27 protein-coding genes and 3 pseudogenes are annotated in these 26,899 nt (G+C 71.6%); 4 read left to right on the top strand and 26 right to left on the bottom strand.

All coding sequences use genetic code 11. The features are described from left to right. Nucleotides 1-81: 81 nt before the first annotated feature. The 7 genes from VGK78_RS15230 to VGK78_RS15200 form a co-directional block, all read right to left on the bottom strand. Complete coding sequence (locus tag VGK78_RS15230; RefSeq protein WP_331528535.1) at nucleotides 82-426, bottom strand: AtuA-related protein; 345 nt, start codon at nucleotides 424-426, stop codon at nucleotides 82-84. Then, on the bottom strand, nucleotides 423-1,712 hold the full coding sequence (locus tag VGK78_RS15225) for an acyclic terpene utilization AtuA family protein (RefSeq protein WP_331528534.1): 1,290 nt from the start codon (nucleotides 1,710-1,712) through the stop codon (nucleotides 423-425). Before VGK78_RS15225 ends, VGK78_RS15230 begins: the two co-directional genes overlap by 4 nt. After that, entirely contained in the window at nucleotides 1,705-2,496 is a 792-nt protein-coding gene (locus VGK78_RS15220; protein ID WP_331528533.1) for a TIGR03084 family metal-binding protein, read from the bottom strand. The genes VGK78_RS15225 and VGK78_RS15220 overlap by 8 nt, the downstream gene beginning before the upstream one ends. Continuing rightward, nucleotides 2,493-3,089, bottom strand: coding sequence for a TetR/AcrR family transcriptional regulator (locus VGK78_RS15215; RefSeq protein ID WP_331528532.1), 597 nt, complete (start codon nucleotides 3,087-3,089; stop codon nucleotides 2,493-2,495). Before VGK78_RS15215 ends, VGK78_RS15220 begins: the two co-directional genes overlap by 4 nt. A gap of 119 nt (nucleotides 3,090-3,208) precedes the next feature. Then, a complete protein-coding gene (locus VGK78_RS15210) occupies nucleotides 3,209-5,779 on the bottom strand; it encodes an FtsX-like permease family protein (RefSeq protein ID WP_331528531.1) in 2,571 nt (856 codons plus the stop codon). After that, nucleotides 5,776-6,492 (bottom strand): ABC transporter ATP-binding protein, encoded by a 717-nt coding sequence (locus VGK78_RS15205; protein ID WP_331528529.1) that lies wholly within the window; start codon nucleotides 6,490-6,492, stop codon nucleotides 5,776-5,778. Before VGK78_RS15205 ends, VGK78_RS15210 begins: the two co-directional genes overlap by 4 nt. Beyond that, on the bottom strand, nucleotides 6,489-7,079 hold the full coding sequence (locus tag VGK78_RS15200; protein WP_331528528.1) for a PadR family transcriptional regulator: 591 nt from the start codon (nucleotides 7,077-7,079) through the stop codon (nucleotides 6,489-6,491). Before VGK78_RS15200 ends, VGK78_RS15205 begins: the two co-directional genes overlap by 4 nt. 203 nt (nucleotides 7,080-7,282) lie before the next feature. On the opposite strand from VGK78_RS15200, the gene VGK78_RS15195 reads away from it, so the two are divergent. After that, the gene (locus tag VGK78_RS15195) at nucleotides 7,283-8,047 is read left to right on the top strand and encodes an RDD family protein (RefSeq protein WP_331528527.1); all 765 of its coding nucleotides are present in this window, start codon (nucleotides 7,283-7,285) and stop codon (nucleotides 8,045-8,047) included. An 18-nt stretch (nucleotides 8,048-8,065) separates the two neighbouring features. Here the strand turns inward: VGK78_RS15195 and VGK78_RS15190 are convergent, their stop codons facing one another. Then, a complete protein-coding gene (locus VGK78_RS15190; RefSeq protein WP_331528526.1) occupies nucleotides 8,066-8,698 on the bottom strand; it encodes an MOSC domain-containing protein in 633 nt (210 codons plus the stop codon). A 109-nt stretch (nucleotides 8,699-8,807) separates the two neighbouring features. Here VGK78_RS15190 and VGK78_RS15185 point away from each other — a divergent pair, with 109 nt between their 5' ends. Next, nucleotides 8,808-9,209 carry a helix-turn-helix domain-containing protein gene (locus VGK78_RS15185; protein ID WP_331528525.1) on the top strand — a complete coding sequence of 134 codons (402 nt, stop codon included), beginning with the start codon at nucleotides 8,808-8,810 and terminating at the stop codon, nucleotides 9,207-9,209. Here the strand turns inward: VGK78_RS15185 and VGK78_RS15180 are convergent. From VGK78_RS15180 to VGK78_RS15125, 12 genes are all read right to left on the bottom strand, one after another. Beyond that, nucleotides 9,182-9,817 carry a ClpP family protease gene (locus VGK78_RS15180; protein ID WP_331528524.1) on the bottom strand — a complete coding sequence of 212 codons (636 nt, stop codon included), beginning with the start codon at nucleotides 9,815-9,817 and terminating at the stop codon, nucleotides 9,182-9,184. The two genes, VGK78_RS15185 and VGK78_RS15180, sit on opposite strands and share 28 nt — an antisense overlap. After that, nucleotides 9,814-10,428 carry a ClpP family protease gene (locus VGK78_RS15175; protein ID WP_331528523.1) on the bottom strand — a complete coding sequence of 205 codons (615 nt, stop codon included), beginning with the start codon at nucleotides 10,426-10,428 and terminating at the stop codon, nucleotides 9,814-9,816. The genes VGK78_RS15180 and VGK78_RS15175 overlap by 4 nt, the downstream gene beginning before the upstream one ends. Nucleotides 10,429-10,630: 202 nt before the next feature. Beyond that, nucleotides 10,631-11,290 carry a histidine phosphatase family protein gene (locus tag VGK78_RS15170; RefSeq protein WP_331528522.1) on the bottom strand — a complete coding sequence of 220 codons (660 nt, stop codon included), beginning with the start codon at nucleotides 11,288-11,290 and terminating at the stop codon, nucleotides 10,631-10,633. Further along, nucleotides 11,290-12,375 (bottom strand): phosphotransferase family protein, encoded by a 1,086-nt coding sequence (locus VGK78_RS15165; RefSeq protein WP_331528521.1) that lies wholly within the window; start codon nucleotides 12,373-12,375, stop codon nucleotides 11,290-11,292. Before VGK78_RS15165 ends, VGK78_RS15170 begins: the two co-directional genes overlap by 1 nt. Before the next feature lie 37 nt (nucleotides 12,376-12,412). After that, nucleotides 12,413-13,867 carry a sigma-70 region 4 domain-containing protein gene (locus VGK78_RS15160; protein WP_331528520.1) on the bottom strand — a complete coding sequence of 485 codons (1,455 nt, stop codon included), beginning with the start codon at nucleotides 13,865-13,867 and terminating at the stop codon, nucleotides 12,413-12,415. A 53-nt stretch (nucleotides 13,868-13,920) separates the two neighbouring features. Beyond that, on the bottom strand, nucleotides 13,921-14,730 hold the full coding sequence (locus VGK78_RS15155; RefSeq protein ID WP_331528519.1) for an SDR family NAD(P)-dependent oxidoreductase: 810 nt from the start codon (nucleotides 14,728-14,730) through the stop codon (nucleotides 13,921-13,923). Next, complete coding sequence (locus tag VGK78_RS15150) at nucleotides 14,727-15,974, bottom strand: acyl-CoA dehydrogenase family protein (RefSeq protein ID WP_331528518.1); 1,248 nt, start codon at nucleotides 15,972-15,974, stop codon at nucleotides 14,727-14,729. Before VGK78_RS15150 ends, VGK78_RS15155 begins: the two co-directional genes overlap by 4 nt. A 167-nt stretch (nucleotides 15,975-16,141) precedes the next feature. Next, a complete protein-coding gene (locus VGK78_RS15145; protein ID WP_331528517.1) occupies nucleotides 16,142-17,707 on the bottom strand; it encodes a hypothetical protein in 1,566 nt (521 codons plus the stop codon). After that, nucleotides 17,682-18,392 (bottom strand): ABC transporter ATP-binding protein, encoded by a 711-nt coding sequence (locus tag VGK78_RS15140; protein ID WP_331528516.1) that lies wholly within the window; start codon nucleotides 18,390-18,392, stop codon nucleotides 17,682-17,684. The genes VGK78_RS15145 and VGK78_RS15140 overlap by 26 nt, the downstream gene beginning before the upstream one ends. Nucleotides 18,393-18,466: 74 nt before the next feature. Further along, nucleotides 18,467-19,501 (bottom strand): hypothetical protein, encoded by a 1,035-nt coding sequence (locus tag VGK78_RS15135; protein ID WP_331528515.1) that lies wholly within the window; start codon nucleotides 19,499-19,501, stop codon nucleotides 18,467-18,469. A gap of 150 nt (nucleotides 19,502-19,651) precedes the next feature. Then, a complete protein-coding gene (locus tag VGK78_RS15130; RefSeq protein ID WP_331528514.1) occupies nucleotides 19,652-20,071 on the bottom strand; it encodes a hypothetical protein in 420 nt (139 codons plus the stop codon). 66 nt (nucleotides 20,072-20,137) lie between these two features. Further along, the gene (locus tag VGK78_RS15125) at nucleotides 20,138-20,653 is read right to left on the bottom strand and encodes a DUF2231 domain-containing protein (protein WP_331528513.1); all 516 of its coding nucleotides are present in this window, start codon (nucleotides 20,651-20,653) and stop codon (nucleotides 20,138-20,140) included. A gap of 119 nt (nucleotides 20,654-20,772) precedes the next feature. Here VGK78_RS15125 and VGK78_RS15120 point away from each other — a divergent pair, with 119 nt between their 5' ends. Further along, nucleotides 20,773-21,495 (top strand): helix-turn-helix transcriptional regulator, encoded by a 723-nt coding sequence (locus VGK78_RS15120; protein WP_331528512.1) that lies wholly within the window; start codon nucleotides 20,773-20,775, stop codon nucleotides 21,493-21,495. Nucleotides 21,496-21,506: 11 nt separating this feature from the next. Here VGK78_RS15120 and VGK78_RS20415 read toward each other — a convergent pair whose 3' ends face one another. The 4 genes and pseudogenes from VGK78_RS20415 to VGK78_RS15110 form a co-directional block, all read right to left on the bottom strand. Further along, nucleotides 21,507-22,217 (bottom strand): 3-hydroxyacyl-CoA dehydrogenase family protein, encoded by a 711-nt coding sequence (locus tag VGK78_RS20415; RefSeq protein ID WP_414690698.1) that lies wholly within the window; start codon nucleotides 22,215-22,217, stop codon nucleotides 21,507-21,509. Continuing rightward, nucleotides 22,218-22,730, bottom strand: a pseudogene (locus VGK78_RS20410) (3-hydroxyacyl-CoA dehydrogenase family protein); the annotation flags it as partial. Nucleotides 22,731-23,174: 444 nt separating this feature from the next. After that, a pseudogene (locus VGK78_RS20405) lies at nucleotides 23,175-23,627 on the bottom strand (enoyl-CoA hydratase/isomerase family protein); the annotation flags it as partial. 262 nt (nucleotides 23,628-23,889) lie between these two features. Then, complete coding sequence (locus VGK78_RS15110; RefSeq protein ID WP_331528510.1) at nucleotides 23,890-25,125, bottom strand: acetyl-CoA C-acetyltransferase; 1,236 nt, start codon at nucleotides 25,123-25,125, stop codon at nucleotides 23,890-23,892. 27 nt (nucleotides 25,126-25,152) lie between these two features. Between VGK78_RS15110 and VGK78_RS15105 the strand changes: the two genes are divergently transcribed. Next, nucleotides 25,153-25,890, top strand: coding sequence for a helix-turn-helix domain-containing protein (locus VGK78_RS15105; protein WP_331528509.1), 738 nt, complete (start codon nucleotides 25,153-25,155; stop codon nucleotides 25,888-25,890). 77 nt (nucleotides 25,891-25,967) lie between these two features. On the opposite strand, the gene VGK78_RS15100 is transcribed toward VGK78_RS15105, so the two are convergent. Together VGK78_RS15100 and VGK78_RS15095 are read right to left on the bottom strand one after the other, a co-directional pair. Next, nucleotides 25,968-26,189: a CsbD family protein gene (locus tag VGK78_RS15100; RefSeq protein ID WP_331528508.1), complete on the bottom strand. Its 222-nt coding sequence runs from the start codon at nucleotides 26,187-26,189 to the stop codon at nucleotides 25,968-25,970. A gap of 69 nt (nucleotides 26,190-26,258) precedes the next feature. Then, nucleotides 26,259-26,899, bottom strand: a pseudogene (locus tag VGK78_RS15095) (FAD-containing monooxygenase EthA); the annotation flags it as partial.

The following is a 26,899-nucleotide window of genomic DNA, read 5'->3' as shown; positions in this document are numbered from 1 at the left end:
GAGTGGTCGAGCGGGCGCTGGGCACGGTGAACTCCGCTTGCCCGGTGCGGGTTCGCCTACCCAGCGTGATGAACCGTCTGCTCACACCAACGCCTCCGGGATCTCGACGTAACGCGACCGCGCCCACTCGCCCAGTCCCTTCGCCTGTGGGTCGAAGCGGGTCGAGGCGGCGACACCCCGGCCGAGCAGACCATGGAGCACGACGTTGACACCGCCCAGGTTGGGCAGCGCGAACACCTCGACCTCCAGCTCACGCGTCTCGGGGAGGAGCACCCGGACGAACGCCGGCGTCACCAGGTCGAGCAGCCAGGCGACCCGCGCCCGGTACGCCTCGTGCCCGTCGTGGGCGACCCACAGCCCCAGGTTGGCGTCGCCGCCCTTGTCACCGGACCGAGCATGCACGAACGTGCCGAGCGGCGCCCTCATCGGAGCACCTCGGCCGTCCCGTCGGCGTGATGCACGGTGTGTGTCACAGCAGAGCGGTCGACGTACTCCGCGCGACAGATGCCGTACGGTGTCCCGCTGCCGGGCGGCGCGGTCATCGTGAACCCGGGGTACGACGCGAGCGCGAGCTCGACCGCCGCGTCGCTGAACGCGCGGCCCACCCGATCCGGCTTCTCGTCCTGGACGACGCACCGGAGCAGCGTCGAGGCACCCTCCTCGGTGTCGGCGTCGGGCGGCGGCAGCGGCCCGAGCGACCAGGTCACCGAGGATGCGGTGAGCCGCGGCTCGAGCTGCCGCCGCGCCCAGGCGGCCTTCTCCTCGACGTCGAGACCGGTGAGGACGAGCTCGACCGCGTTCCGATAGCCGCCGAGCTCGTTGACGCAGACCTTGAGCCGTTCGGGTGGTGCGGACCCGCGGACGCCGGAGATCACGACCCGGTCGGAGCCGCCATTGCCGAGCTCGATGGTGTCCAGAAGCGCGGTCACGTCGGGGCCCAGGTAGCGGGTCGTCTGCACCTCGTACATCAGCTGCGCGGTCACCGTGTCGATGCTGACCAGGCCGCCGGACCCGGGATGCTTGGTGATCACGGACGAACCGTCGAAGGCCACCTCGGCGAGCGGAAAGCCCAGTGGTCGAGCGGGATTCGGCATGGACGCGAATCCCGAGAAGTTCCCACCAGTCGCCTGGCAGCCGCACTCCAGCACGTGTCCGGCGACCACGGCGCCGGCCAGCTCGTCGTACGCCGTGGGGCTCCAGCCGTGCCACCACGCGGCGGTTCCGACGACCAGCGACGCGTCGGTGACACGGCCGGTGACGACGACGTCGGCGCCACGGGCGAGGGCCGCGGCGATGCCGAAGCCACCGAGATAGGCGTTCGCGGTGAGGGCGCCTGCGAACCCCAGGCCGCGTACGTCGTCACCGTCGACGTAGGCGATGGAGGGCGAGAGCCCCTGCCCCGAGGCGATGTCGCGGAGCCGGGCGGCGAGCCCGGCGGGGTTGAGTCCGCCGGCGTTGGTCACGATCCTCACGCCGCGCTCGAGGGCGAGGCCGAGGCAGTCCTCGAGCTGACGAGCGAACGTGCGGGCGTAGCCGAGAGACGGGTCCTTCAGCTGGTCGCGACCGAGGATCAGCATGGTCAGCTCGGCCAGGTAGTCACCGGTGAGCACGTCCAGCGGCCCGCCGTCGAGCATCTCCCGCATCGCCGAGAAGCGGTCGCCGTAGAAGCCCGAGCAGTTGCCGATCCGCAACGGGCGCCGGGGCTCAGGCATCGCGCGGCTCCCGTCCTTCGCCCGGCGGGCCGGCGAACGCCTGTGCCACGTCCAGCCAGCGATCCGCGTCTCGCCCGGTCGCGACCAGCGAGGTGTCGGCGCGATGGATCCGCTGGGTGACCAGCAGGCAGAAGTCGTACGCCGTGCCGGTCACCGTCTGCGGGGCGGCCTCCGGTCCCCAGGCCCACACGTCACCCGAGGGCGCGGTCAGGTCGATCCGGAACTCCTCCGCCGGGGGCTCGAGGCCACGGACGGAGAATGCCCAGTCACGGGTGCGGACCCCGAGATGGGCGACGTGCCGGATCCGGTCGGTGACCTCGGGCTCGACACCGAGCGCGGCGTGCACGTCGAGGGAGTGCGCCCACGTCTCCATGAACCTCGCCGTGGCCATGGACGCGGGAGACATCGGTGGTCCGTACCAGGGCATCCGCTGCTCTGCGGGATAGTTGCGGAGAGCTTCGGCCAGACGGGAACGGGCCCGATGCCAGCGCTCGAGCAGCACGGCCGGGGCGGCGATGCTCCCGGTGAGCGCCGCGCGGTCGACCGCGTGCTCCGGGTCTGCCAGGGCCTCGAGCACCAGGTCGTCCCAGCGCTCCTTGTCCGTGGCCGCGGCGTAGGCGGCCTCGTCGGTCCAGGCCAGGTGGGCGATCTGGGTCGCGACGTCCCAGCCCGGCGCCGGCGTCGGCGTACGCCATCCCTCCTCCGGGAGGTCGACGACGAGCGCCTCGAGCCGCGCGGACTCGGTGGCGAGGTCGTCGAGGACGGCGTCGAGGATCGCGCTCATGAGAGGGCCTCGTCGAGGGTCCTCGCCCACTGGTCGAGGATCCGGTTGCGGCGCCGGGTGTCGTCGCTGATCGTGGCGGCGAGGCCGAGTCCGCGCACGAGGTCGAGGGTCGCCTGCACGAGCTCGCGTACGCCGGGCGTCGACTCGTCGGCCCCCAGGAGCTCGACGGTCATCCGATGGGTCTCGCGGCCGACCTTCCGCTCCAGCGGCTCGACCGCGGCGAGCAGGGCCGGGTCGGTGCGAGCCGCCACCCAGAGCTCGAGCGCGGCGAGGAAGACGGGGGATGCGAAGTGGTCGCCGAGCATCCGCAGGACGTCGCGGGTGCGATGGGCGGGCGGTACGGCGGCCGCGGCGGCGGCCAGCTCGGCGCCGCGGACCTCGGTGAGATGGGAGACGGCAGCGACGACCAGGTCGTTCTTGGTCGGGAAGTGGTGGAGCTGCGCCCCCCGAGAGACCCCGGCCCGCTCGCTGATGAGCGTGGTCGACGTACCCCCGAAACCGACCTCCACCAGGCACTCGATGGTCGCGGCCATCAGCCTCGTCCGCATCGCCCGCGACCGCTCCTCCTGAGGGACCCGGACGGTGGACGGCATCGGCCCATCGTCCCGCCGTACAAACAAACAGTCAAGCCTGTCGGTTTGTGAGAAGGCCTGTGCGTCGTCGAATCACCCGCCTGAGCAGGTGATCCGACACACGGCCCCCGGCGAGCCGATCAGTCCAGGCGGGCCACCAGCGGCAACCGCGACCGGGCGAGCAGGCCCACGATGGCGGCCGTCAGGACCGGCAGGGCCACGACGAGGGCGGCGATCTGCAGCCACGGGATGTCCAGGTAGTGCGACGGACCGGGCTGGTTGAGGTTCCGGGTCAGCGGGTAGGTGATCGCAATGCCCGGGACGAACCCGACTGCGGCGCCGAGCACGGCGCCCACCATCCCGACCGACACGGCGTACGCCGCGGCCACCGCCCGGCGCATCCGCGGGGAGGCACCGACGGCGGACAGCGTCGCCAGGTCGGGCCGGGCGTCGGACAGCGCCAGGAACGTCGCGGTCAGCGTGCCACCGAGCATCAGCACGGCGGCGAGCCCGAACAGGATCCACAACAGGACCCGTTCCGAGGACGGGACCTGGTAGCCGCGCTCGGTGTAGAGATACGCGCCGTCGTCCATGCCCTGCAGCACCTGCTGGAGGTCGTCGTCCTGCGCCACGGTGAGGGGTGTTCCCGTCAGCACCAGCCCCACCGTCCCCACCTCCACGTGCAGGGCCCGGGCGACCTCAGGTGAGACCACGGCCAGCACCCGGGGCGGGCTCGAGGTGGCCACCTCCGCCGCCGGTACGACGACCGACGGCCCCTGGCGGCCGAGCGAGAACCGCACCCGGTCGGCGGTGCCACCGGCCCGGCCCAGGACCACCGCGCCCCCGCGGCTGAAGACCGGAGAGGCGGCTTCCCAGTCCTGCTCGGACACCTGCCCGCGCAGCAGCCCCGGCAGGCTGCCCCCGTCGCTGACGAGTGCCTGCACCGGGAGGCTCGACATGAAGTTGCCACCGGGTCCCGGCCCACGACCCGCGTCGACCATCAGCGGACGACCCCCCGCGATCCCGAGCACCCGGCTCGCCCGAGCCCCGGGAGCGATCCGCGCGACGGCCTGCTCGACCGCGTCCCAGTCGGTGCCGCCGCCGTTCATCGCGATCGTGCTCACGCCGGGTGCGAGCATCGGCTGGTACGCCGCCCTCGCCTGCGCCTGGTCGCTGGTGTTGCCTATCGACAGGGCGACCACGCCGGCGACCGTGGCCGCGACCGCAGCCACGGCCGGGACGGTGCGCGTCCGGTGCCGCGCGGCATCGCGTACGGCGTACCGCAGCGGCAGCGGGAAGCGGCGGCCGAGCCGCGCGACCACCACGACGACGACCGGGACCAGGAAGATCATCCCGAGGACCGTGAGCAGGGCGGCGCCCGCGATCAGAGTGGCGCCGGCCTCGCGCCGCGCGCCGAGCACCGCCGCGCCGACTCCGCAGGCGACGAGGAGCAGTCCGACCAGGGGTGATCGCCGGCTCGCGGCACGATCGCCCCGACGTCCCGCCAGCACCGCGACGACGTCCTGCCGGGATGCGATCCAGGCCGGCACCAACGCCGCCAGGAACGCGCTGACCAGGCCGAACGCCGCGACACCGAGGACGTGGGTCCACCGGATCTGGAACGGTCCGAAGTAGGTGTCCGCCGTCGACTGCAGCAGGGGGACCAGCGCGCGGCCCAGGGCAATGCCGAGGACGATCCCCACTGCGGCCGCGAATGCGCCGATCACCATCGCGCTGCCGAGGATCACCCGGCGCGACTGGGTCGGGGTCCCGCCGTTGGCTGCGATCAGCGCGAGGCTGCGCGACTGTCGCCGGGCACCGACCGCGAACGCCGGCCCGGCCAGCAGCACGACCTCGATCAGCGCCATGACCCCGATCAGGGCCAGCACCGTGTACAGCGTCGTACGGTCCGAGGAGTACGACGTCCGCAGCTGCGGCGCCAGCTGGCCACTGGACGGCGGATGCTCGATGACCTCCCGGGAGAGCACCAGCACACCCAGCTGGTTCAGCTCCCGCACCTGGTCCCAGGTGACCGGAGCACCGCCGACGAGCCAGGAGCGGAGGCCATGGTCTGCCGCGGGGAAGAAGCCCGGGAGAGCGAGGAGCCGCGGGGCGGTCCGTTCGGCCGCGGACTCGGCGATGCCGACGACGGTCGCCGACCTGCCGTTCGCCACCTGCAGGCGGTCCCCCACGGCGAAGCCGTGGTCGGCCAGCGCCGCGTTGACCGCGACCTCGTTCGTCGTTCGGGGGAACCGACCGGAGGTCAGCCGGAAGAGCCCCTTCGCCAACGGGCTTGCCATGTCCACGCCCGTGGCGCCGACCTGGAGAACTCCGAGGCTCGTGCGGACGGGGCTGCCCTCGAGCGTCCGCAGCTCGATGGCCGGTCGCGCGCCGAGGACCCGCTCGACGTCCGACAGGGAGGCCGCCGGCCGACGACCGCCGGACCAGCCGTTGGCACGGTCCGGATCGGCCGCCTGGAACACCTGTCCGGCGTCCGGGATCGCCGAGAGCCCGGCCTGGGCCGCGCCGATCCGCCGGGCGAGACCTTCGGCCGAGCTGACGCTCGCGGTGGCCTGCGCGACATCGGCGGCGACGACGGCCACGACCGGGAACGTCACCATCACCACCACGAGGGCACTGCGCGCCTTGGCCCGCCACGCCTCGCGCCAGGCGAGCCGCAGCGCCAGCCGCCATCCGGCCACGAACGTCACTGCGCCTGCTCCAGAAGGGCATCGGGCCGGTCCCGTCCCGACTCGTCGACGACCACGCCGTCGCGCAGGAACACCACCCGGTCCGCCCAGGCCGCATGTCGGGCCTCGTGCGTGACGAGTACGCCGGCGGCGCCCGCGTCGCACCTCGCTCGGATCAGTCGGAGGATGTCCTCGCCGGTCTCACTGTCGAGCGCGCCCGTCGGCTCGTCGGCCAGGATCAGCCTGCGCTCGCCGACCACGGCCCGCGCGATCGCGACCCGCTGCTGCTGCCCGCCCGACATCTCGTCGGGGAAACGCTTCGCCAGCTCGGCGATGCCGACCTCGTCGAGCGCCGCCAGCGCTGCCTTGCGGGCTGACCGTGACCCGGCGCCGTCGAGCTCGCGCGGGAGCGCGACGTTCTCCACCGCGGTCAGCGCCGGGATCAGGTTGAAGTCCTGGAAGACGTAGCCGATCGAGGTACGCCGCATCGCAGCGCGCCCCCTGTGGCCGAGTGCGGCCAGGTCGGTGCCCTCCACGCGGACGACTCCCGACGTCGGGCTGTCCAGACCACCGGCCAGGGTGAGCAGCGTCGACTTGCCGGACCCGCTCGGTCCCATCACCGCCACCAGCTCGCCGGCCCGCGCCGTGAAGCTGACCTCGCGCAGGGCGGTCACCTCCGTCGCACCCGTTCCGTGGATGCGCGTGACGACGTCCAGCTGGAGCACGGCGCTCATCGGGCCACCTCCGTCGCGTCGGACGGATGTGGCGAGGAGGCGGGCTCGGGGGCGGCCTCCCGCTGCTGCGCCGCCCGGCGCAGCCGTGCCTCGCAGTGGTCGAGCCACCGGATCTCCGCCTCGGCGTTGAACACCAGCGAGTCCAGCACCAGGCCCCAGGCGAGCTCGTGGGGGTCGTCGCCGGTGGCCCTCCGCTTGAGCCGGGTGTAGTCCTGCAGCGCGGCCATGGTCGCCGACCGCTGCTGCTGGATCACCGTGCCGACGTCGATCCCGGGCACGCTGACCGCGAGCGCCAGCTTGATCGCCAGCTCCTCCCGCGGCGGCTGGGTGCGCGGCACGGGCGAGCCGAACCACGCCGCGACCTCGCCGCGCCCGGCCGCGGTGACTGCGTACACGACGTGCCCGTCGCCGTCCTCCCCACAGCCCTCCACGAAGCCGTCCCGCTCCAGTCGGGACAGCGTCGTGTAGACCTGACCGACGTTGAGCGGCCAGGTGCCGCCGGTGCGGTCCTCGAACTCCGCTCGCAGCTGGTAGCCGTAGCGCGGGCCCTGCTCCAGCAGGGCCAGCAAGGCGTTGCGCACCGACACCGGCGGCTCCTCCCGGACTGATCCACGTCCCCCGTGGCCGTAGATACCGAGTATGTATAGTCGAGGACATACCCGGTATGCAAGGGTTTCCGGCGCGTTGCCGGACGCCGGATGGCCCGGGAACGGCGATACTCGGGTCACGGCGCGGGCACGGGGCTCGCGCAGGCACCGAGCGCCACCCGAGTTCCCGGAGGACCCGACCCATGTCGCACGCCGGCCCACCGCCCGAACCACCGCACGACCCGGACCAGAACGCCGGCGACGGAGACCAGCCCGGTCGGCCGGACCAGCCGTACAACCCCTACCCGGACAACTGGCAGTCGCCCGGCGGGTCCACGCCGCCGCAGAACCCGTACGGGCAACCCAGCCCCTACGGGCAGTCGAACCCGTACGGTCAGCCCGACCCGTACGCCGCCCCGGGGCAGCCGGGCAGCCCGGCCAACCCGTACGCCGGGCCGGTGACGAACAAGCCGACGTTCGGCTTCGGTGGGTACGCCGGGTGGTTCTCGCGCGTGGGCGCCTACCTGATCGACGGCATCCTGGGCGCCCTCGCCGCCCTACCGCTCTGGGTCGGCTACGTGATGGTCTTCTCCGACGCCACCACGACCACGGACGCGAACGGGGTGAAGCACCTCCACGCCCATCCGACCGCGACGACCACCACCCTGATCTGGGTGGGAGTCCTGACCTCGCTTGCCTTCCAGATCTGGAACCTCTACATCCGGCAGGGACGCACCGGCGCCACGATCGGCAAGAGCGTGCTCGCCATCCGCCTGGTGAACGCCGATCTGCAGCCGATCGGGCCGGGCTGGGCGTTCCTCCGGCAGCTTCTCCACATCGTCGACTCGCTGCCCTGCGGCATCGGCTGGCTCTGGCCGATCTGGGACTCCAGGAAGCAGACGTTCGCCGACAAGATCATGAACACCTTCGTGATCCAGGCGACCACCCCGCAGCCGCGCCCGTTCTGACCGGACGCTCGGCCGGGCTCAGCGGTCGGCGTACCTCCTGGCCCTGGCCCGCACGGCGGTGGTCAGGACCACGCCCGAGTCGAGAAGCCGCCGGGCGGCGTCCGGTGACATGCCGGTGACCAGGACGCCGATCGAGACGTCGTGGTCGGGGCGGTGGTCGACCGTGATCCGGTCCCCGGCCCGGACCACCCCGGGCTCGAGCACGCGGCACATCGCGCCCACGCGGCTGGTCCTGTTGAAGTCGACGTGGAAGCGGTCCATCCCCATCCGCATCGAGAAGTTGTGGCACGGCGTCCGCGGCTTCCGCACCTCGAGCAGAACCCCGGTGCCCGGCTCGCCGAGCCTCCAGCGCTCGCCGAGCAGGGCGCCCGTGACGTCGAGCCCGGACGTGCGGACGTTCTCGCCGAAGAGTCCGGGCGGGATCTCCCGCGCCAGCATCTCGCCGAAGTACGTCGCGTCCTCGTCGGCGTAGACGTACACGGCCGCGTCGACGCCGCCGTGGGACGAGTCGAGGTGCCGGTCACCCTCCGGTCCGAGAGCCTCGACCCGGACCGGCCCGCTGACGGGGCGCTTGTCGATCGCCGTCGGGTGGTAGTAGCCGTCGATGACCTCGTGCACGACGCAGACGGCCTCGACCGAAGCGGTGGTCATCGGCCCACCGTGCCACCGCGGAGCGCAGTGTGCTTGAGCGAGGTTGCGCCCGTTCTGCCCAGAGCGGAATCCCGGGGCGATGCCCGGGAGCCGGTCCTACAGTCGATGCATGGGTGAGGTCGTCCAGCTACCGGTACGTCGACAGCAGCCGCCCGAGGCGGAGCAGGAGCCGGATCGGTCGCCGCGCCGGACCCCTGCGCAGAGGCCCCGCGACGTCGAGCCGTGGGCGGAGCCCCGGGTCGAGCCCGGGGTGGAGCCCCTCTGGCGTGAGTCCGTCGGTCGCGAGCTCCGCGAGGAGCGGCTGTCGGCGGGCAAGCGCTTGATCGACGTCGCGGAGGATGCCGGTGTGTCGCCGCAGTACCTGTCCGAGGTCGAGCGCGGACTCAAGGACCCGTCCTCGGAGCTGCTGGCCGCGATCGCCGGCGCGCTCGGACTGAGCGTCGCCGAGATCGCGACCCGCGTCGCCTCGAGCACGATCAGCCCCTACTCGCCGGTCTGCCTGGCCGCCTGAGCGAACGCCGATGCTTGGGCGTCGCGCTCGGTGATGACCGCGTCCACGACGCCGTACTCCCGTGCGAGCTCGGCGGTCAGCACCAGGTCGCGCTCGGTGTCTTCGCGCACCTGCTGCGGCGTCTTGCCCGTGTCCCGCGCCAGCAGCTCCTCCAGCAGCGACCGCACCCGCTCGATCTCCTCGGCCTCGAGGATCAGGTCGGGGACCGTGCCGCGGCCCTCGGCGGCCGGTGCGTGCAGCACGACCCGCCCGTGCCGGAGGATCTGGCGCCGGCCCCTCGCCCCACCGGCCAGCAGCACCGCTGCGGTGGCGACCGCCTGGCCGACGCACGTCGTCTCGACGGCGGGCCGCACGAACTGCATCGCGTCGTAGATCGCCAGCATCGACGAGATCGATCCGCCGGGCGAGTTGAGGTAGAGGTTGATCGGTGCGTCGGGGTTCTCCGACTCGAGGTGGATCAGCTGGGCGATGACTGTGTTCGCGACGCCGTCGTCGATCGGCGTACCGAGGTAGATGATCCGGTCGGCGAGGAGTCGACTGTAGACGTCGACGGTGCGCTCGCCGCGGTTGGTCTGGGTGGTCACGTAAGGAACCGGGTAGCTGCTCATGGCGTCACTCCGAGCCCGAGCGGTCGTACGACGAGTGTGCGGACCTCGTCGACGGAGCTGACGATGTGGTCCACGAAGCCGTATCCCAGCGCCTCGTCCGCGCTGAACCAGCGGTCGCGTCGCGAGTCGCGCTCGACCGTCTCGACGTCCTGACCGGTGTCGGCGGCGATCAGCGAGAGCACGGTGTCGCGGGTGTGCCGCAGGTCGTCGGCCTGGATCGCGATGTCCATCGCGGTGCCGCCGATCCCCGCCGAGCCCTGGTGCAGCAGGATCCGGGCGTGCGGCATCGCGTACCGCTTCCCCTTCGCGCCCGCACTCAGCAGGAACTGGCCCGCGCTCGCGGCGATCCCCATCGCCAGCGTGGACACGTCGTTGGGGATCAGCTTCATCACGTCGCGGATCGCCAGCATCGCCGGCACCGAACCGCCCGGCGAGCCGATCCAGAGGTGGATGTCGGCGCGCGGGTCGCGGGCCGACAGCACCATCAGACCCGTGCAGAGCCGGTTGCCGAGCGCCTCGTCGAGGACGCCGCCCATCAGCAGCGTGCGTTGGTCGAGCAGGCTGCTCGCCAGCTCGTCGTCGATCCGGCCCCAGGCCGTCTGCTCACTCATGCCGCCACGGTGGCACCCGGCGTACGCCGACCGAAGGGCGTGCTGCTCCCGGCGGACCTGCCTCCCGCTGATCCGCTCCCGGCAGATCGGGCGGCTGCGGCGGCCGGGCCTGTTGCTTGTAACGCCCTGTTATCCGAGCCAGGGCGCCCGGGTGAGCGCGGCCAGGTGCAGATGACAGGGCGTTACAAGCACAAGGCGCAGGTCAGCGGTAGGTGACCAGCTCGCGGGGGAGGTGCAGGTGCTCGTTGAAGGACAGCAGCCGGCGGCCGCGCGAGCCCTCGAGGACCCGGGTGACGGAGGCGTTGGCGGTCACCGTGTTGAAGAGCGTCCAGGCGCGCGGCAGCTCGCGGGCGGACGCCGTCGCATCCACGAGGCTCGCGCAGACGACCGCGATCGGGCCTCCGGACGAGACCACCACCGTGACGCCGGTGCGGTCGAAGGCACGGTCGAGCGCGGCGCGGGTGCGCCCGACGAACGCCGACCAGGACTCGGCGTACTCCTCGTCGTGGTCGCCGGCGAACCATCGCGCGGTGGCCTGCTCGAAGACGAGCTGGAACGCCCGAGGGTCCGCGGGGTCGACGGGTCGTGCGCCGCCGCGCGCGACGACGGCGAGGTGGTCGAACTCGTCCCACCCTTCGTCGAGCTCGGCGGTCGCCGACCAGCCCGCTGCCTCGGACATGGACGCGGCGGAGTCGCGTTGGCGACGCATCGACCCGTGCACGACGACGTCCGGCGCGATCCCCTGGGCGGCGAGGGCGCGACCCAGCAGCCGGCTCTGCTCGGCGCCGGTCTCGCTCAGCACGTCGTAGTCGTCGGCCCCGAACGACGCCTGCCCGTGCCGGACCAGCAGTACGACGCCCATCAGCCTCGCGCCTCGCCCGACACGACGCGGCGGGTGCGCTGCTCGAGGTGCCGCACGGCGGCCCCGAAGCCGGCGTACGCCGGGTTGTGCGTCTGGCCGAGGACGTAGCGGTACCAGATCTGCTGGAGGATCACCGCCAGCCGGAACAGTCCGAAGGCCTCGTAGAACCGCCACGCCTCCCGGGTCACCGCGAGGCCGCGGCGACGGCAGTACCACTCCACGACCTGGCCCCGGGTCCACATCCCTGGCACCGTCGTCGGCTGCCGGCGGAGGTCGCGGAAGAACGCGTCGTCGTCGGCCTGGATCCAGTACGCCAGAGCGCCGCCGAGGTCCATCAACGGGTCGCCCACCGTCGCCATCTCCCAGTCGAGGACACCGGTGACCCGGAGATCGGCGTCGAGCACGAGGTTGTCGAAGCGCCAGTCGTTGTGGATCAGGCACTGCCCGGAGTCCCGGGGCTGCTGGTCGTCGAGCCAGGTCGTCACGTCGCGCCAGTCCCCCAGGTCGTCGGTCGCCGCGCGCCCGAGCCGGTCGGTCCAGCCGGCCACCTGGCGGCCCACGTACCCCTCTCCGCGACCGAGCGAGGACAGCTCGGGTACGCCGGAGACCTCGACCTCGTGCAGCAGGGCCAGGGCCTCCCAGGCGTCCTCACACAACCGCGACGCGGCCTCCGGAGCGAGCTCGAAGGGCGGGTCCCTGCGCAGGATGAGGCCGGGCAGCCGCTCCATCACGTAGAAGTCGGACCCCAAGACCGACTCGTCTCGACAGAGTGCGACCATGCCTGCGACGTACGGGTAGACCGGCCCGAGCGCGTGCTGGATGAGGTACTCGCGAGCCATGTCGTGGGCTCCCCGCGCCTTCGCACCAGGGGGCGGCCGCCGCAGGATCAGCTCACGCGGCTCCCCATCGGCGCTCGGCCAGCGGAGCAGATAGGTCAGGTTGGACGCCCCGCCGGGGAACTGCCGCACCTCCGGAACGCCGACGGGCACCTCGCCGTCGGCGTGCTGATGGAGCCAACCGACGACTGCCGCCACGTCGATCGCGTCCTCGTCACGGACGGGGCGGGTCTCGTCGGGGCGGCTCACCGGGCCAGTATGTCGAGAGGCATTTGAGGCCGGTGGGTCACGCCGTGGGGGTCCGGAAGTACCGGTCGAGGGCGGGGTCGCCGTGTGCAGGAGGGCTGACGTAAGCCGTCACCCCGCCGACCGCCCAGTCCCGGACGGTCTCCGGGGTCAGCTCGGCCGACCGCCCACCGGCGGACTCGATCCGGCCGCAGCCGGGGTTGACCACGTCCCAGCTGGTGTCGTCGTCACCGGTCAACCCGAGTGCCACCCACCGGCCGCTCGGGGTCGCGCACGAGACGCCGGCCGTGCTGGCGGCCGCCTCCTGGGCGGCGTACCTCCGGGCGGCGTCGGCGGGGAAGGCGGTCGAGTACATCAGCGTCGAGACCCCGGTGTCCTGCGAGTAGACGCACACCGAGAGGGAGTCCGGCTCCGGCGGGCGGGGACCGGCTGAGGGCCGGACCACCGCGGCGGTCGGGCAGCCGTGGTGGTCGACGCGCACCTGCTCGACGGTGCCGAGGATCTGGCGGCGCAGCGACGGCTGCGGCGCGAAGACGGTGACGTGCTGATCACCCACCGCCCGGGTCTCAGCGACCGTCGGCCCGAGCCCCTTCTCCCCCACCGGCAACGGCGAGTCGAACCACACGGCGTACCCGCTGGGCATGGTCCCCGCCGAGCCCAGCGTCATGCAGCGCTGGGTCAGGATCGCCGGGCGGCCGACGAAGCCGGTCTCCGGCGTGACGTACGGCGACGAGTCGGCCGGCGAGAGGACGGAGGCCTGGCTGGTCCCGCAGGAGCCGAGATGCTTCGGCCCGCCGAAGTGCGTCGCCCGGATCGGGGATCCGCCCCAGCCCCACGTGTCGGGCACCTGGAGCTGGACCCCGGCGTACGACTCGTAGCGCCACGACTCCGGGACGTCCACCCGCGAGTAGCGGAAGACACCGCCGGGGGTGCGGGACTCGTGCGCGACGTAGGCGACGCCGCCGACGAGGACCAGGACGGCAAGCACCGTCAGCCACGGCCCGCGGGACCGCCGGCGGGTGACGGCCGCCCTCGTCGGAGGAGGCTGCCGGGTCAGCAGCTGGGTGGGTGCGCTCCCGGCGCGGGTCACGACGTGCTCGCGCAGGCCCGCCGGGTCCGTTGCCGATCCCGCTGCCGACCCCGCCCTTGATGCCGCCGCCGCGTCCTCATGGACCTCGGTGAGGCCGCGCTGGAGGTACCGGCGGGCCGCCGACTCCGAGCAGTGCAGCACCCCGGCGATCTCCGCGTCCGACCGTTCCTCCAGCAGCCTCAGCACGACCGCGGCACGGCGCGGGGTCGAGCAGGCCCGTACCACGTGGCGACGGGCCTCGAGGTCCGGGTCGTCGCGGGAGACCCGCGCCCAGGCCCCTCGCATCCGGGAGAGCGCGCGAGTGACCGCCGCGTCGGCGGCGTCGTGGTCGTCCACGAGGGCGGCCGCGAACGCGAGCAGCGACGGCGTGCGTGCCACCGCCCACTCGTCGTACGCAGCCTTCATGGGACCACGATGCCCCAGGATGCTCGGGCGTGCAGCCCTTGTCGGCGCATCCGCTACCCGGAGTCAGGGGCGCCGAGCTCGTCGAGCCGGGCCGCCTGGCGGCGCAGCTGCGCGTCGTGGGCAGCGCGGTCGTGCAGCTTCTGGTCGTACGCCGCGCGCGCCATCGGGTCCGGGAGGATCATCTCGTGGCCCGCCTCGATCCCGTCCAGGACGGCCGACGCGATCTGGTCGGCGGTCAGCGGCGAGGTCTCGACGAGGTGGGTCACGACCGTCGCGAGGGCCCGGTCGGCACCGCGCAACGAGGACATCAGGTTCGTGCGGAAGTACGACGGGCACACCACGTGAGCCGTCACGCCGTACGACGCCAGCTCATGGCCCAGCGTCTCGGTGAGGGCGACGACGCCGGCCTTGACCGCGTTGTACGACGCCATCCCGGCCGGGTGCACGAGCCCGGCCAGCGACGCGACGTTGACGGTCCGACCGGATCTCTGGCGCTTGAACAGCGGCGTGAAGGTCCGGCACCCGCGCACCGCGCCGAGCAGGTTGATCTCCACGAGCCACTGCCACTCGTCGATCCCCGCCACGTCGATCCGCCCGCCGCCTGCGACGCCGGCGTTGTTGACCAGCACGTCGAGCCCGCCCCAGTGCTGCTCGACCCACGCCAGTGCCCGCTCCCAGTCCTCGACGGAGGTGACGTCGAGCCGCATCTCCTCGCTGGTCGAGCTCGCTCGGCGATCAACTCGAGGCACGGCGACGCCGTACGCCACATCCGTCGCCAGCACCTCGTCACCGCGCTGCCGGAACGCCCGCGTCAAAGCCTCACCGAGCCCCGACGCCGCGCCGGTGACCAGCACCCGGCTCATCGGTACTTGGACAGCTCGAGGCGGGCGACCAGTCCGCGATGCACCTCGTCCGGACCGTCGGCAAGCCGCAGCGACCGCGCGGTGACGAGGGCCGCCGCGAGCGGGAAGTCGCCGGACATCCCGCCACCGCCGTGCATCTGCAGCGCCATGTCGATGACCCGCTGGGCCATGGTCGGCACCGCGACCTTGATCGCCGAGACTTCCGACAGCGCCTGGGACGGTCCGCCCTGGTCGAGCTTCCAGGCCGCGTCGAGCACCAACAGCCGCGCCTGGTCGATCGCGATCCTGGCATCGGCGATCCGCTCGCGGTTGCCGCCGAGATCCACCAGCGGCTTGCCGAACGCCATGCGCTCCAGGCCGCGCCGGCAGGCAAGCTCCAGGGCGAGCTCGGCCAGGCCGATCAGCCGCATGCAGTGGTGGATCCGCCCGGGGCCGAGCCGGCCCTGGGCGATCGCGAACCCCTCACCCGGGCCGGAGATCACGTTCGACAGCGGCACCCGGACGTCGGTGAACGACACCTCGCCGTGCCCGAGCGGCTCGTCGTACCCACCCATGGTGTCGAGCAGGCGCTCCACCTTCACGCCCGGTGTGTCGATCGGCACCAGCACCATCGAGTGGCGGTGGTGCCGGTCGGTGTCCGGATCGGTGACGCCCATGAACACGAGGATCCGGCAGTCGGTGTTGCCCACGCCGGTCGACCACCACTTGCGGCCGTTGATCACGATCTTGTCGCCGTCGACCACGCAGGTGGCCGCCATGTTGGTCGCGTCGGAGGACGCCACGTCGGGCTCGGTCATCGCGAACGCCGACCGGATGCGGCCGTCGAGGAGGGGCTCCAGCCACTGCGCCCGCTGCTCGTCCGAGCCGTAGCGGAGCAGCACCTCCATGTTGCCGGTGTCGGGGGCGTTGCAGTTGAACACCAGCGGCGCGATCGCCGACCGCCCCATCTGCTCGGCCAGCGGCGCGTAGTCGACGTTGGTCAGCCCCTCGCCGCCGTCGGTGCCGAACCGCGCGGCGTACTCGCCGGCATGCTCCTTCGGGAGGAACAGGTTCCACAGCCCCTGCGCGCGGGCCTTGGCGTTGAGCTCGGCGAGCACCGGCCGCGGGGTCCATTGGTCGCCGGTACGCCGCGCCTCGGCGAGGTCGCGGTGGTAGTCCGCCTCGACCGGGGTGATCTCGGTGGCCAGGAACTCGGCCACCCGCGCGGTGAGGTCGGCGGCGCGGGGGGACGGGGCGAAGTCCATGTTCCGCACCCTAGACGCGGTCACCGGGCGGACGGTTCATCACGCTGGGTGGTCGAGCCCTCACCCGGCAAGCGGAACTCGCCTGGCCGAGCTCCGGTTCACCCACCCAGCGTGATGAACCGGCCCAGCGTGCTGAACCCACCCAGCGTGATGAACCGGCCCACGCGTCACGCAGCGACGGTGCTGACCACCAGCGCGCGGGTGAGCGGGTCCTCCCAGCGCCGGCGGGTGCGGGCCAGGCGGGTGGCCGACCAGAGCATGCACGGGATCGCGACGATCACCGACAGCCGCCAGTCGGGCACGTGCGCACAGCCGGAGAAGACCAGGCCGGTGAACGTCGTGCACGTGGCGAGGCGAGCGGAGTACCCCACCATGGCCGCCGGCGGGGCCGGGGTTGCGCGCGCCGAGCGCAGATCGACCGGGTACGGATGCTTCAGGGACCAGCGCAAGGCAGCGCCGACCACCTGCAGGGTGACCACGACAAGGGTCGCCAGGAGAGCCGCCAGCTCCTCCGCGTTCGGCAGCCCGGCGCGGAGTGCTCCGACGAGGACCGTGATCAGCGAGGCGACGCCGAGGAACTCGGCGAGGATCAGCGTCCGGGCGTCGAAGAGGGCGGTCGCCGGCGCCGGGAGGTTCTCGCGCCAGAGCGCGCCGCGTCCGTCGAGGCACCAGGCGTTGACACCGAACAGGAGTGCCCCACCGGAGGCGACCAGGCCGGGCAGGATCGTCATCTGCGCCCAGTGCAGGTCACCGAAGAGCGCGACCAGCCCGGGACCGACGGCGAGGACCAGGACGCCGCGCCGCATCGGCACCGACCGCCAGACCGAGGCCCGGTCGGTGCGGACCAGGATGCCGAGCACGGTGCTGGGCATCGGCCGCGGCTCGTGCTGGTCGGTCTCCATCCGCGCCTCGTCGCGCGGCATCCGCCTCGCGGCGAGATGTGCGGGCATGGCTCCCAGCGCGACTGCGACCAACGATGCCGCGAGCAGGAGCCCGATGCCGTACGCCCACCGCCAGCTCCACCCGGCGAGAGCGTGCAGGAAGAGCCAGAGGGTCGGCACCTGGTCGAAGAAGTTCCCGGCGTTGCCCGTGAGCTGAACGGCGGCTGCGAGCAGGCCCAGGATCACCAGGAGTCCGCGGCTGATGGCGATTCCGAACGGTCCACGCCGGATCGCCTCCATCGTCCACGCGACGACCTGGCCCGACGCAGTGCTGAAGACCAGCCAGAGCACGATCGTGAGCTGCGTCTGGACCAGAAGCCGCAGCGGTGTCGCGTAGGCCACCATGCCGAGCAGCACCCAGGCCTGGATCATCCACGCGATGTTCAGCGGTGCGAGCAGCAACGCGCCGAGGTGGTCGGTGGTCGGGCTGATCGGGTACGACGCGGCCTGGTCGCGCGAGATCAGCTCGCGACCGCCGCCTGAGGCGATCGCCGAGGCCATGTTCAGGACCAGGATGGCGGCCATCGCGGACGGCACCAGCACGAGGACGTCGACAGACTTCCCGTGGGTCGCGTGCGCGCCCGGGGTGAAGGCCGGGATGGACGCGGCGCCCAGGGTGATCGCGAGGAAGATGAGTGACAGCGCGCGGGCCAAGTGGCGACGGCGTACCGCCTGCTTGCGGAACCGGAACAGGATCGCGACGTCCGCGACCGCGCGGTGGGCCGCGGCGACGTGACCGGGCTTGGCGTACGCCGTGGTGCCGGGGTCAGTCCAGGAGAGCGCGGTAGGCACGGGCCCCCTCCTCGCCCGACATCTCCTCGGCGTCCACCTCGGCGACCCGCGATCCCCCACGGAGCACCAGCGCAGTGCCGCACGCCTGGACCGCGAGGTCGCGCAGGTGGGTCGAGAGCAGGATCGTGGCGCCACGGGCGCGCGCGTCGGCGATCACGTCGAACGTCGCCTCGACCCCGATCGGGTCGACACCGTCGAACGGCTCGTCGAGCAGCAGCACCTGGGGCTGGTGCATCACGGCCAGGACCACCGAGAGGCGCCGGCCCATGCCGTGGGAGAAGCCTCCGGTGACGCGGTTCATCACGTCGCCGAGCTCGAAGCGCTCGAGGAGGTCGCGCGCACGGTCCTCCCACCCGGTGAGGCGACGCAGCCGGGCGCTCAGCTGCAGGTGCTCCCAGGGAGTCGCCCGCGGGACGAGACCGCCTACGTCCGGGCAGTAGCCGGTGAGCTGCTTGACCGCCAGGGTGTCCTTGCGGATGTCGAGACCCGCCACGGTCACCGTGCCGGCCGTGGGCGGCACGACACCGGCGAGCACGCGCATCGTGGTCGACTTGCCCGCGCCGTTGCGCCCGAGCAGGGCGGTGGCCTGGCCGGCGTACGCCTGGAAGTCGATGCCGGCCACGGCCTCGACCTCGCCGAACCGGACGTGCAGGCTGCGCACGTCGACGACGGGGGGTTGGGTCACCCGAGAAGTCTCACATCGGAAGCGGATTCTGACTCCGGAACAGTAAAAAGTTGATCCACCTGGGCCAGGTGACGTCAGCCGCGGCCGTCCGGGCCGCCCGGTCCTCCGAGACGCTCGAGTACGTCGTCGGGAAACAGGACGCGCGGCATCACCCCGGTCGGACCCGACCTCATCCTCATCATGACGACATCCCCTCGGATCACGACGAACAGAACGTCGTCGTACCTGATCTCCCGAGAACCGCCTGCGTTCCGAGAGATGAAGCGGTCCTCCAAGAACTCGGCCGTCGCGACGGATCCCTGCGGCGAGGCCCTGCGCACGTTCCGGCGAGTCGGCTCGTAGACAGCGACGAACACGGCGGCACCCAGGATCGGGACAGCGACGGCCCACACCACACCGACGAAGGCCGCAACCACGAGGATGCCGACCGAGGCCAGGCCGAAGCGAAGCAGGAACGCCCGCCGCTGCAGGGCCCACCCTGCGTATACGTGGGACACATGCCTTGCCCATCCCGGCGGCACCACGAACTGGCGAGTGATGCCGCCGCTCAAGCCGCTGTCGGCCACGGGCCGGGCACCCTGCCCACGGACGGTGAGATACTCGATCACCGGCTCGGGCAAGGCACCTGTCGGCAGGATCTCGGGCCACAGACGCCCTCGGGTCTTGATCGTCTGCAGGGACCCGAAGGTCTGGACCAGACGGATCGCACCGTAAGGAATCACGGTGGCGGCTCCGGACGGACGCACCAGCACCAGGCCGTCCACCCCCATTGCGATCTCGGTCACCGAGCCCGCGGGGTACTGGGCTTCGATCTGGCGTTCTCTGAGTCGAACGAGGGGAACGACGAGGACGGTCGTGAGCAGCGCGACAACGGCCAACCAGCCGACACCCCAGAGGAGGCCGATCAGGAGCACCCGGCCCAGGTACTCGGGCAATGACGCCGCGTTGGTGGCGAGGGACCAGACGACTCCCAGGGTCAGACCACAGACCATGAAGGTGACCCACACCCGCGGGTGTCGCAGCCGCGCCCACCGCTCCCGGGTGATCCTGCGGGCGAGCTCACCGTCGGCGACGTATCGAAAGGTCGCGAACGGCTCGGGTGTGAACACCGGCGCATGATAGGCAGCCCGGTGAGGAGTCGGCTCGGGAAGCGTTCACCCTTCGCCGCCATCTTGCGGAGGTACGCCGACGGGCCGAACCGCCGCCGTACCGGTCGGTGCGGCCGAGGACGGCCTCGGGCCGCACGCGATGGTCCGACACTAGCTCTCTCCGACGCCGATCAGCGTGAGCAGCACGAGCACGACAGTGGTCGCGGCGAGGGCGCCGTGGGCTGCCACGACGGCGACGGGGAAGTGCCCTTCTGCGGGCCGGACCTCGTCAGTGCTCGTGCTGCGGCTCCGGTAGGTCGGAATCCACCTGGCGAGCATCGTGAAGCCGAGGAGCGCCACCACCAGGATGATGATGAAGGCGATCCACTCGAGGGCGTCGGAGTCCGTTGCCACGTAGATGATCCAGAGGATCAGCCCGATCGCTGCGAGCGCGAAGTGCCCGAAGATCAGCGGCGGTGGGAACCGGCTGCTGCTCGGCTGACGGTGACCGCCCTTGGAGATCCAGGTCCCGAGCAGGTAGAACCCGCCGAGAGCGGTGACGATCCAGACGATGAGTGCCGCGATGTCCATCAGTTCTCCTTCAGTCTCCCCGTGGCGGTGTCCCCGTGATCGGGTCCTGGTTCTGAGTCCCGGGCGTCAGCCTGACCGATAGCCCTCTGCCTGCGTCCCTTCGTCGGCGACCCTGACGCCGTACCGGTAGGCGAGCTTGCCGCCGAGATACCCCGAGACCCCCAGCGTGACGAGACTGAGTACCGACAGGACCAGGGGACCCACCGGGACGGGGTCGTTCCCCGTCGAGAGGTTCTGCCGCCAGAGGAAGTTGCCGACGTAGGCAGCCGTGATCGCTAGGTTCAGGGACAGGTGGAGAAGCCCGGTCCGGTGGGCCCTCGTGCCGGAGGGGATCGAGAGGAAGTCCAAGAACCCCACCGAAGCCGCGACCACTGCGCCGATCACGCCCAGGCCGATCAACCAGCGCGAGCCCACGACCAGGAATTCCGGACGGGCGTCGATACGCGACGCGATGTCGAAGACGAGACTGGCCACCCAGGCGCCGATCGGGACGGTCACCAGGATGGGATGGAACGGGTGGCCGTACGGGCCGGTGAGCCACGCGCTCACCGGTTGCTTGGCACCGAGGACAGGGTCGTCCACGTCGAGCCTCCGAGTGTCGCTCATTTCGCCCATCGATACTGGTCTTATTCGACCCGCCCGGTCAAGAGCAGCCGGTTCCCGCGGCCTCCGGCCGAGCCCCACGGAGTTATCGTGACCCGATGGAAAGGCCGGCCGCGTCCCGTCATCGGGGGTGGGAGGAGACGCTCGATGGTGTCGCCGTCCTCGCCGACGGCGTGCGACGTCGCGTCTACGCCTACGCGCGCAGCGCTCCGACGCCGGTGACACGGGAGGAGACCGCCGGGGCCGTCGGCATCAGCCGGAAGCTCGCCGCCTTCCACCTGGACAAGTTGGTGAAGGCCGGTCTGCTCTCGAGTCGGTCCGCCGATCGACCCAGCCAGCGCCGGGTCGGCAGGAGGCCGAAGGAGTACGAGCCCGCGCAACCCGACATCCACCTCAGCATCCCGGCTCGACGGCACGAACTGCTCGCGCAGATCCTGGCGGACGCCCTGACGGGTGCCGCGCAGGACGAGCCACCCGCAGCCGCAGTCCCACGGGTGGCCCGCGAACGCGGGCGGGCGGAGGGCATCGCCACCCACGGATCTGTGACGGGCACGAGTGAGGACGACTTCGCGAGGGCTACCGCCGCCGTCCAGGAGCGAGGGTACGAGCCGGTACTCCGTCATGACGGCTCGCTGCGCCTACGCAACTGCGTGTTCGCCCCGATCAGCGCAGGCTCGCGTGAGCTCGTCTGCAGTCTTCACCACGCCTACCTCTCCGGGCTCCTCGAGGGGCTGGGAGCCGGGGGGCTCAGCGTGGTGAAGGCACCGGCTGCGGGGGAGTGCTGCGTGGAGCTCCGCCCGGGCGCGGACGGCGGATCCTGACAGCCCCGGCCTCAGGCCGGGAAGCTCTCACCCTTCGCCGCCATCTCCCGGAGGTACGCCGACGGGCGGAACCGCTCGCCGTACCGGTCGGCCAGCTCGTCGGCACGCGCCAGGAACGCCTCGAGCCCGATCGGGCCGACACCCTCGCCGCGCTCGTCGACGGCCTGGTAACCGGTCATGAACTGGGCGGCACCGCCGGAGTTGGCCGGGAAGCCGATGCCCATGATCGAGCCGATGTTGGCGGCGGCCGCCGACTCGATGACGCCCTCCTCGAAGCACGCCGCGGTCTCGAGCGACTCGATCACCGTCATTCGGTCCTTGACGTCCTCGAAGGGGATCTGCTCGGGCCGAGGCGGGAACTCGTCGGCGAGCCCGGACCACAGATGCGTGCGCCGGCCGTCCTCGTAGTCGTAGAACCCGGCACCCTTCCGCCGCGACGGACGGCCGAGCTCGATCATCCGCGCGACGACCGCGGTACCCGGATGCTCGTCGTACGGCGTGCCGTCGCGCTCGGCGGCGTCCTCGGCCGCCTTGGCGATCTTCGCGATCAGCTCCATGTTCAGCTCGTCGGTCAGCTGCAGCGGGCCGACGGGGTACCCGTCCTGCATCGCCGCGCGCTCGAGCGACATCGGCGCGACACCCTCGGCGAGCATCGCGAGCGCCTCGTTGACCATCGTGCCGATCACCCGCGAGGTGTAGAAGCCGCGGCTGTCGTTGACCACGATCGGGGTCTTCCGGATCTGGAGGACGACGTCGTACGCCTTGGCCAGAGCGGCGTCCGAGGTCTGCTCGCCCTTGATGATCTCGACCAACGGCATCTTGTCGACGGGACTGAAGAAGTGCAGGCCGATGAAGTCGGCGGGCCGGTCCACCGCGGTGGCGAGCTCGGTGATCGGCAGGGTCGAGGTGTTGGAGCACAGCAACGCGTCGGGGCTCACGTGCGGCAGGGCCTCGGCGAAGACCTGGTGCTTGAGCTCCGGATCCTCGAAGACCGCCTCGATCACGACGTCGCACCCGGCCAGGTCCGTGGGGTCGGCGGTGGGCGTGATCCGGGCGAGCATCTCCGCGGACTTCTCCGGCGTGAGCTTCGCACGCTGGATCCCCTTGGCGTTGAGCTTCTCGCTGTAGCCCTTGCCGCGCTCGGCGGCCTCGAGCGAGACGTCCTTGAGCACGACCTGCATGCCGGCGCGGGCACAGGAGTACGCGATGCCGGCCCCCATCATCCCGGCGCCGAGGACGGCGACCTTCGTCGCTCGGAAGGGTTCGTGGCCCTCCGGCCGGAGCTTGCCGGCGTTGATCGCCTGGAGGTCGAAGAAGAACGCCTGGGCCATGTTCTTGAAGTTCTGCCCGACGATCAGCTTGGTCAGGTACCGGCTCTCGATCCGGCTCGCGGTCTCGAAGTCGACGCTCGCGCCCTCGACGGACGCCGACAGGATCGCCCGCTGGGCCGGGTAGACCGCACCCTTCGTCTGCTGGCGCAGCAGTGCCGGGAACGCCGGCAGGAACGCCGCCAGCTTCGGCGACTGCGGCGTACCACCGGGCATCCGGTAGCCCTCCCGGTCCCACGCGTTGGTGGTGGCGTCGGGGTCGTCGCGGTGCTCGAGGATCCATCCCTTCGCGGCGGGGATCAGGTCGTCGCGGGTCGCGACGACGTCGTCCACGAGCCCCTTGGCCTTGGCGTCGTGGGGCTTGAAGCGGGTGCCCTGGAGCAGCACGTCCATCAGCGCCGACTGGATGCCGAACATCCGAGTGACCCGGGTGACCCCGCCTCCGCCCGGCAGCAGCCCGAGGGTCGCCTCCGGCAACCCGACCAGCGCGCTGGGCTCGTCGACCACGATGCGGTGGTTGCAGGCCAGCGCGATCTCGTAGCCGCCGCCGAGCGCGGCGCCGTTGATCGCGGCGACCACCGGACGCGGCAGCGTCTCGAGCCGACGCAGGTCGGCCTTCATCGCCTCGACGCCGGCGAAGACGGAGGCCGCGTCGGCCGGCGTCGCCTGCATCATCAGCCCCAGGTTGCCGCCGGCGAAGAACGTCTTCTTGGCACTGGTGACCACGACTCCGGTCACCTCGTCCACCTCGTCGTACAGCCGGTCGACGGCCTCGTGCATCGAGCGCTGGTAGAGCTCGTTCATGGTGTTCGCGCTCGCGGTCGGGTCGTCGAGCGTGAGGGTGACGATGCCCTCGTTGTCGCGGTCGTAACGGACGGCGGTGTGCTCGTCGGTCGAGCTGTTCTCGTTGGTCGCGCTTGTCGAGACCATGTCGGTCATCGGAATCAGTCCTTCTGCTTGAGGTCAGTGATTGCGGTGGGCGCGGGTGTCACCGGGACTCGACACGCGGGTCGCTCGACCACCCTCGATCGCCTCGCTCGTCATCGCTGGTCTGATCGCTCCGCGCTCAGACCAGCTCGACGATCGTGGCGATCCCCATCCCGCCGCCGATGCAGAGGGTGACAAGTCCCCGGCGGAGGTCGCGCCGGTGCAGCTCGTCGACGAGCGTGCCGAGCAGCATCGCGCCGGTGGCGCCGAGCGGGTGGCCCATGGCGATCGCGCCGCCGTTGACGTTGGTGACCTCGTGGGGAATGCCCATGTCCTTCATGAAGCGCATGGCGACCGCGGCGAAGGCCTCGTTCATCTCCCACAGGTCGATGTCGCCGACCTCGAGACCCGCCTTCGCGAGAGCCTTGCGGGCCGCGGGAGCGGGCCCGGTGAGCATGATCGTCGGGTCGGCCCCGGAGACGGCCGTCATCACGATCCGCGCCCGGGGGGTCAGCCCGAGCTCCGCGCCGGCCTGCTCGGATCCGACCGCCACCAGCGCGGCACCGTCCACGATGCCCGAGGAGTTGCCGGCGTGGTGGACGTGGTCGATGCGCTCGACCCAGTGGTACTTCTCGAGGGCCACGTCGTCGAAGCCGGCGTCCTTCCCGATCGACGCGAAGCTCGGCTTGAGGCCGGCCAGGCCCTCGACGGAGGTGTCCGGGCGGATGAGCTCGTCGTGGTCGAGCACGGTGAGACCGTTGGCGTCCTTCACCGGGACGATCGCGTCGGCGAAGTAGCCGTTGGCCCACGCCTTGGCCGCCCGGTGGTGCGACTCCGCGGCGTAGGCGTCGACGTCCGCGCGACTCCAGTCCTCGAGGGTCGCGATCAGGTCCGCGCCGATGCCCTGCGGGACGAACCCGGTCGTCAGGGCCGTGGCCGGGTCGGCCGCCCAGGCGCCGCCGTCCGACCCCATCGGCACGCGGCTCATCGACTCGACGCCGCCGGCCAGGATCAGGTCCTCGAAGCCGCTTCGGATGCGGGCCGCCGCTTGGTTCACGGCCTCGAGGCCGGAGGCGCAGAAGCGGTTGAGCTGCACACCGGCGACGGTCTCTGGGTAGCCGGCCGCCAGGGCCGCGGTCTTCGCGATGTCGCCGCCCTGCTCGCCGATCGGCGACACGACGCCCAGCACGACGTCGTCGACGCGGTCGGTGTCCAGGGACGCGTTGCGGCGCCGGATCTCCTCCAGCAAGCCGACCATCAGGTCGACCGGCTTGACCTCGTGCAGCGAGCCGACCGCCTTCCCCTTGCCACGCGGCGTACGCAGGTGGTCGTAGACGAATGCTTCGGCACGTGGTTGTCCGGGGGATGGAGCCATGCTTCCGATTGTGACACTCTTACTGTCATGGTCGTCAAGGAGGACGGGAGCGCTGTGGGGACGGTCACGCTGCTGACCCTCGAGGAGCTCACCGAGCGCGTGGGGATGAGCGTGCGCAACGTGCGGTTCTACACCACCAAGGGCCTCGTGCCGCCTCCGATCCGGCGCGGACGTAGCGGTTACTACAGCGCTGACCACGTGGCCCGGCTCGAGCTCGTGCGAGAGCTCCAGGGGCACGGGTTCACGCTGTCGGCGATCGAGAAGTACGTCGCCGGCATCCCGGCCGCCGCGTCCCCCGAGGACATCGCACTGCACCGCACGATGCTCGCGCCGTGGATGGCCGACGTGTGGGAGGACTGCAGCCGGTCGGAGCTCGAACGCCGAGCCGGACGACCGCTGGCCGCCGACGACCTCGCGACGCTGGAGGCCCTCGGCGTGCTGCGCCCGGGCGCCCGCGGCCGGTTCCGAGTGTCGCGGTCACAGCTCGGCGTCGGGCTCGGGCTGCTCGACCTCGGATACCCGATCGAGGCGGCTCGCGCCGCAGCCGAGGTGTACGCCGCCCACGGGCGGGCCATCGCCGAGGAGCTCTACGAGCTGTTCCGGACCAAGGTGTGGCCGGTCTACAAGGAGCAGGGCGTCTCGCCGGAGAAGATCCAGGACGTCGTCGAGCGGCTCAAGCCCCTGTCGATCGCTTCACTGGTCCAGGCCTACGAGGCCGGCATGGACGAGACCCGCCGGGCCAACATCGCCAAGCGCGCCCGCTGAGACCGATAGTCCCCGACGAAGTGGTCGGGCGTCGGCCTGCCCGCCAGCCATTTCGTCGGGGACTGTCGAGAGATCGCTCAGGGCTCGAGTGACTCCTTCACGTTCTTGCCGGCCTCCTTGACGTGGCGACCGGCCTCTTTCGCCTTGGCCTGGCCCTGATCGTCCTTGCCCTCGGCCTTCAGGCTCTCGTCGCCGGTGGCGGCGCCGGTCGCCTCCTTGGCCTTGCCCTTCGTGTCGGTCGCGCGGTGCTTGAACTTGTCTTGGAGTCCCACCGTCTGCTCCTTCGCCTCGTCGCGCACCAGGGCGTACCTGGTCGTACGGGATCCGTACCCGGGCGCTCCGGCGCCATGCACGGCGTGAGGTTCGACTCAGGCGAAGTCGAGGACGCCGTCCTCGAGCGGGGAGCGGCGGATGGTACGCCGGTCGCGCAGATAGCTCTGCCGGAGTCGCCACGGCTCGCGGTCGCCCTGGTGCGGGAGCTGGTCCAGGGCGCGGAGCACGTACCCGGACGTGAAGTCCATCAACGGGACCGGACCGACCGCCGGATCGGGCCGGGGGACGACGCGCCGGTACCCGTGCTCGGCCATGTGCGCGAGCAGCCGGCAGGTGAACTCCGCGACCAGATCGACCTTGAGCGTCCACGAGGCGTTCGTGTAGCCGACGCAGAAGACGTGGTTCGGCACGCCCTCGAGCATCATCGCCTTGTAGGTCATGCGCTCGGGGATCGGGACCGGCGCGCCGTCGACGAGCACCTCGACGCCGCCGATCATCTGCATGTTCAGCCCGGTCGCCGTGATGACGACGTCCGCCTCGAGCTCGGCGCCCGACTCCAGCGCGATGCCGCGCTCGGTGAACGTGGCGATGCGGTCGGTGACGATCGAGGCGTCGCCGCGGCGCAGCGCGCGGAAGAGGTCGGCGTCCGGCACCACGCACAGGCGCTGGTCCCACGGGTTGTAGTGGGGGCGGAAGTGCGTGTCGACGTCGAAGTCCTCGGGCAGGCGCCGCTTGA

Origin of the sequence: Nocardioides sp., from assembly GCF_036503465.1 — a bacterium.
In the GTDB taxonomy this organism is placed as follows: domain Bacteria; phylum Actinomycetota; class Actinomycetes; order Propionibacteriales; family Nocardioidaceae; genus Nocardioides.
This window is presented reverse-complemented; position numbering and strand designations above follow the sequence as displayed.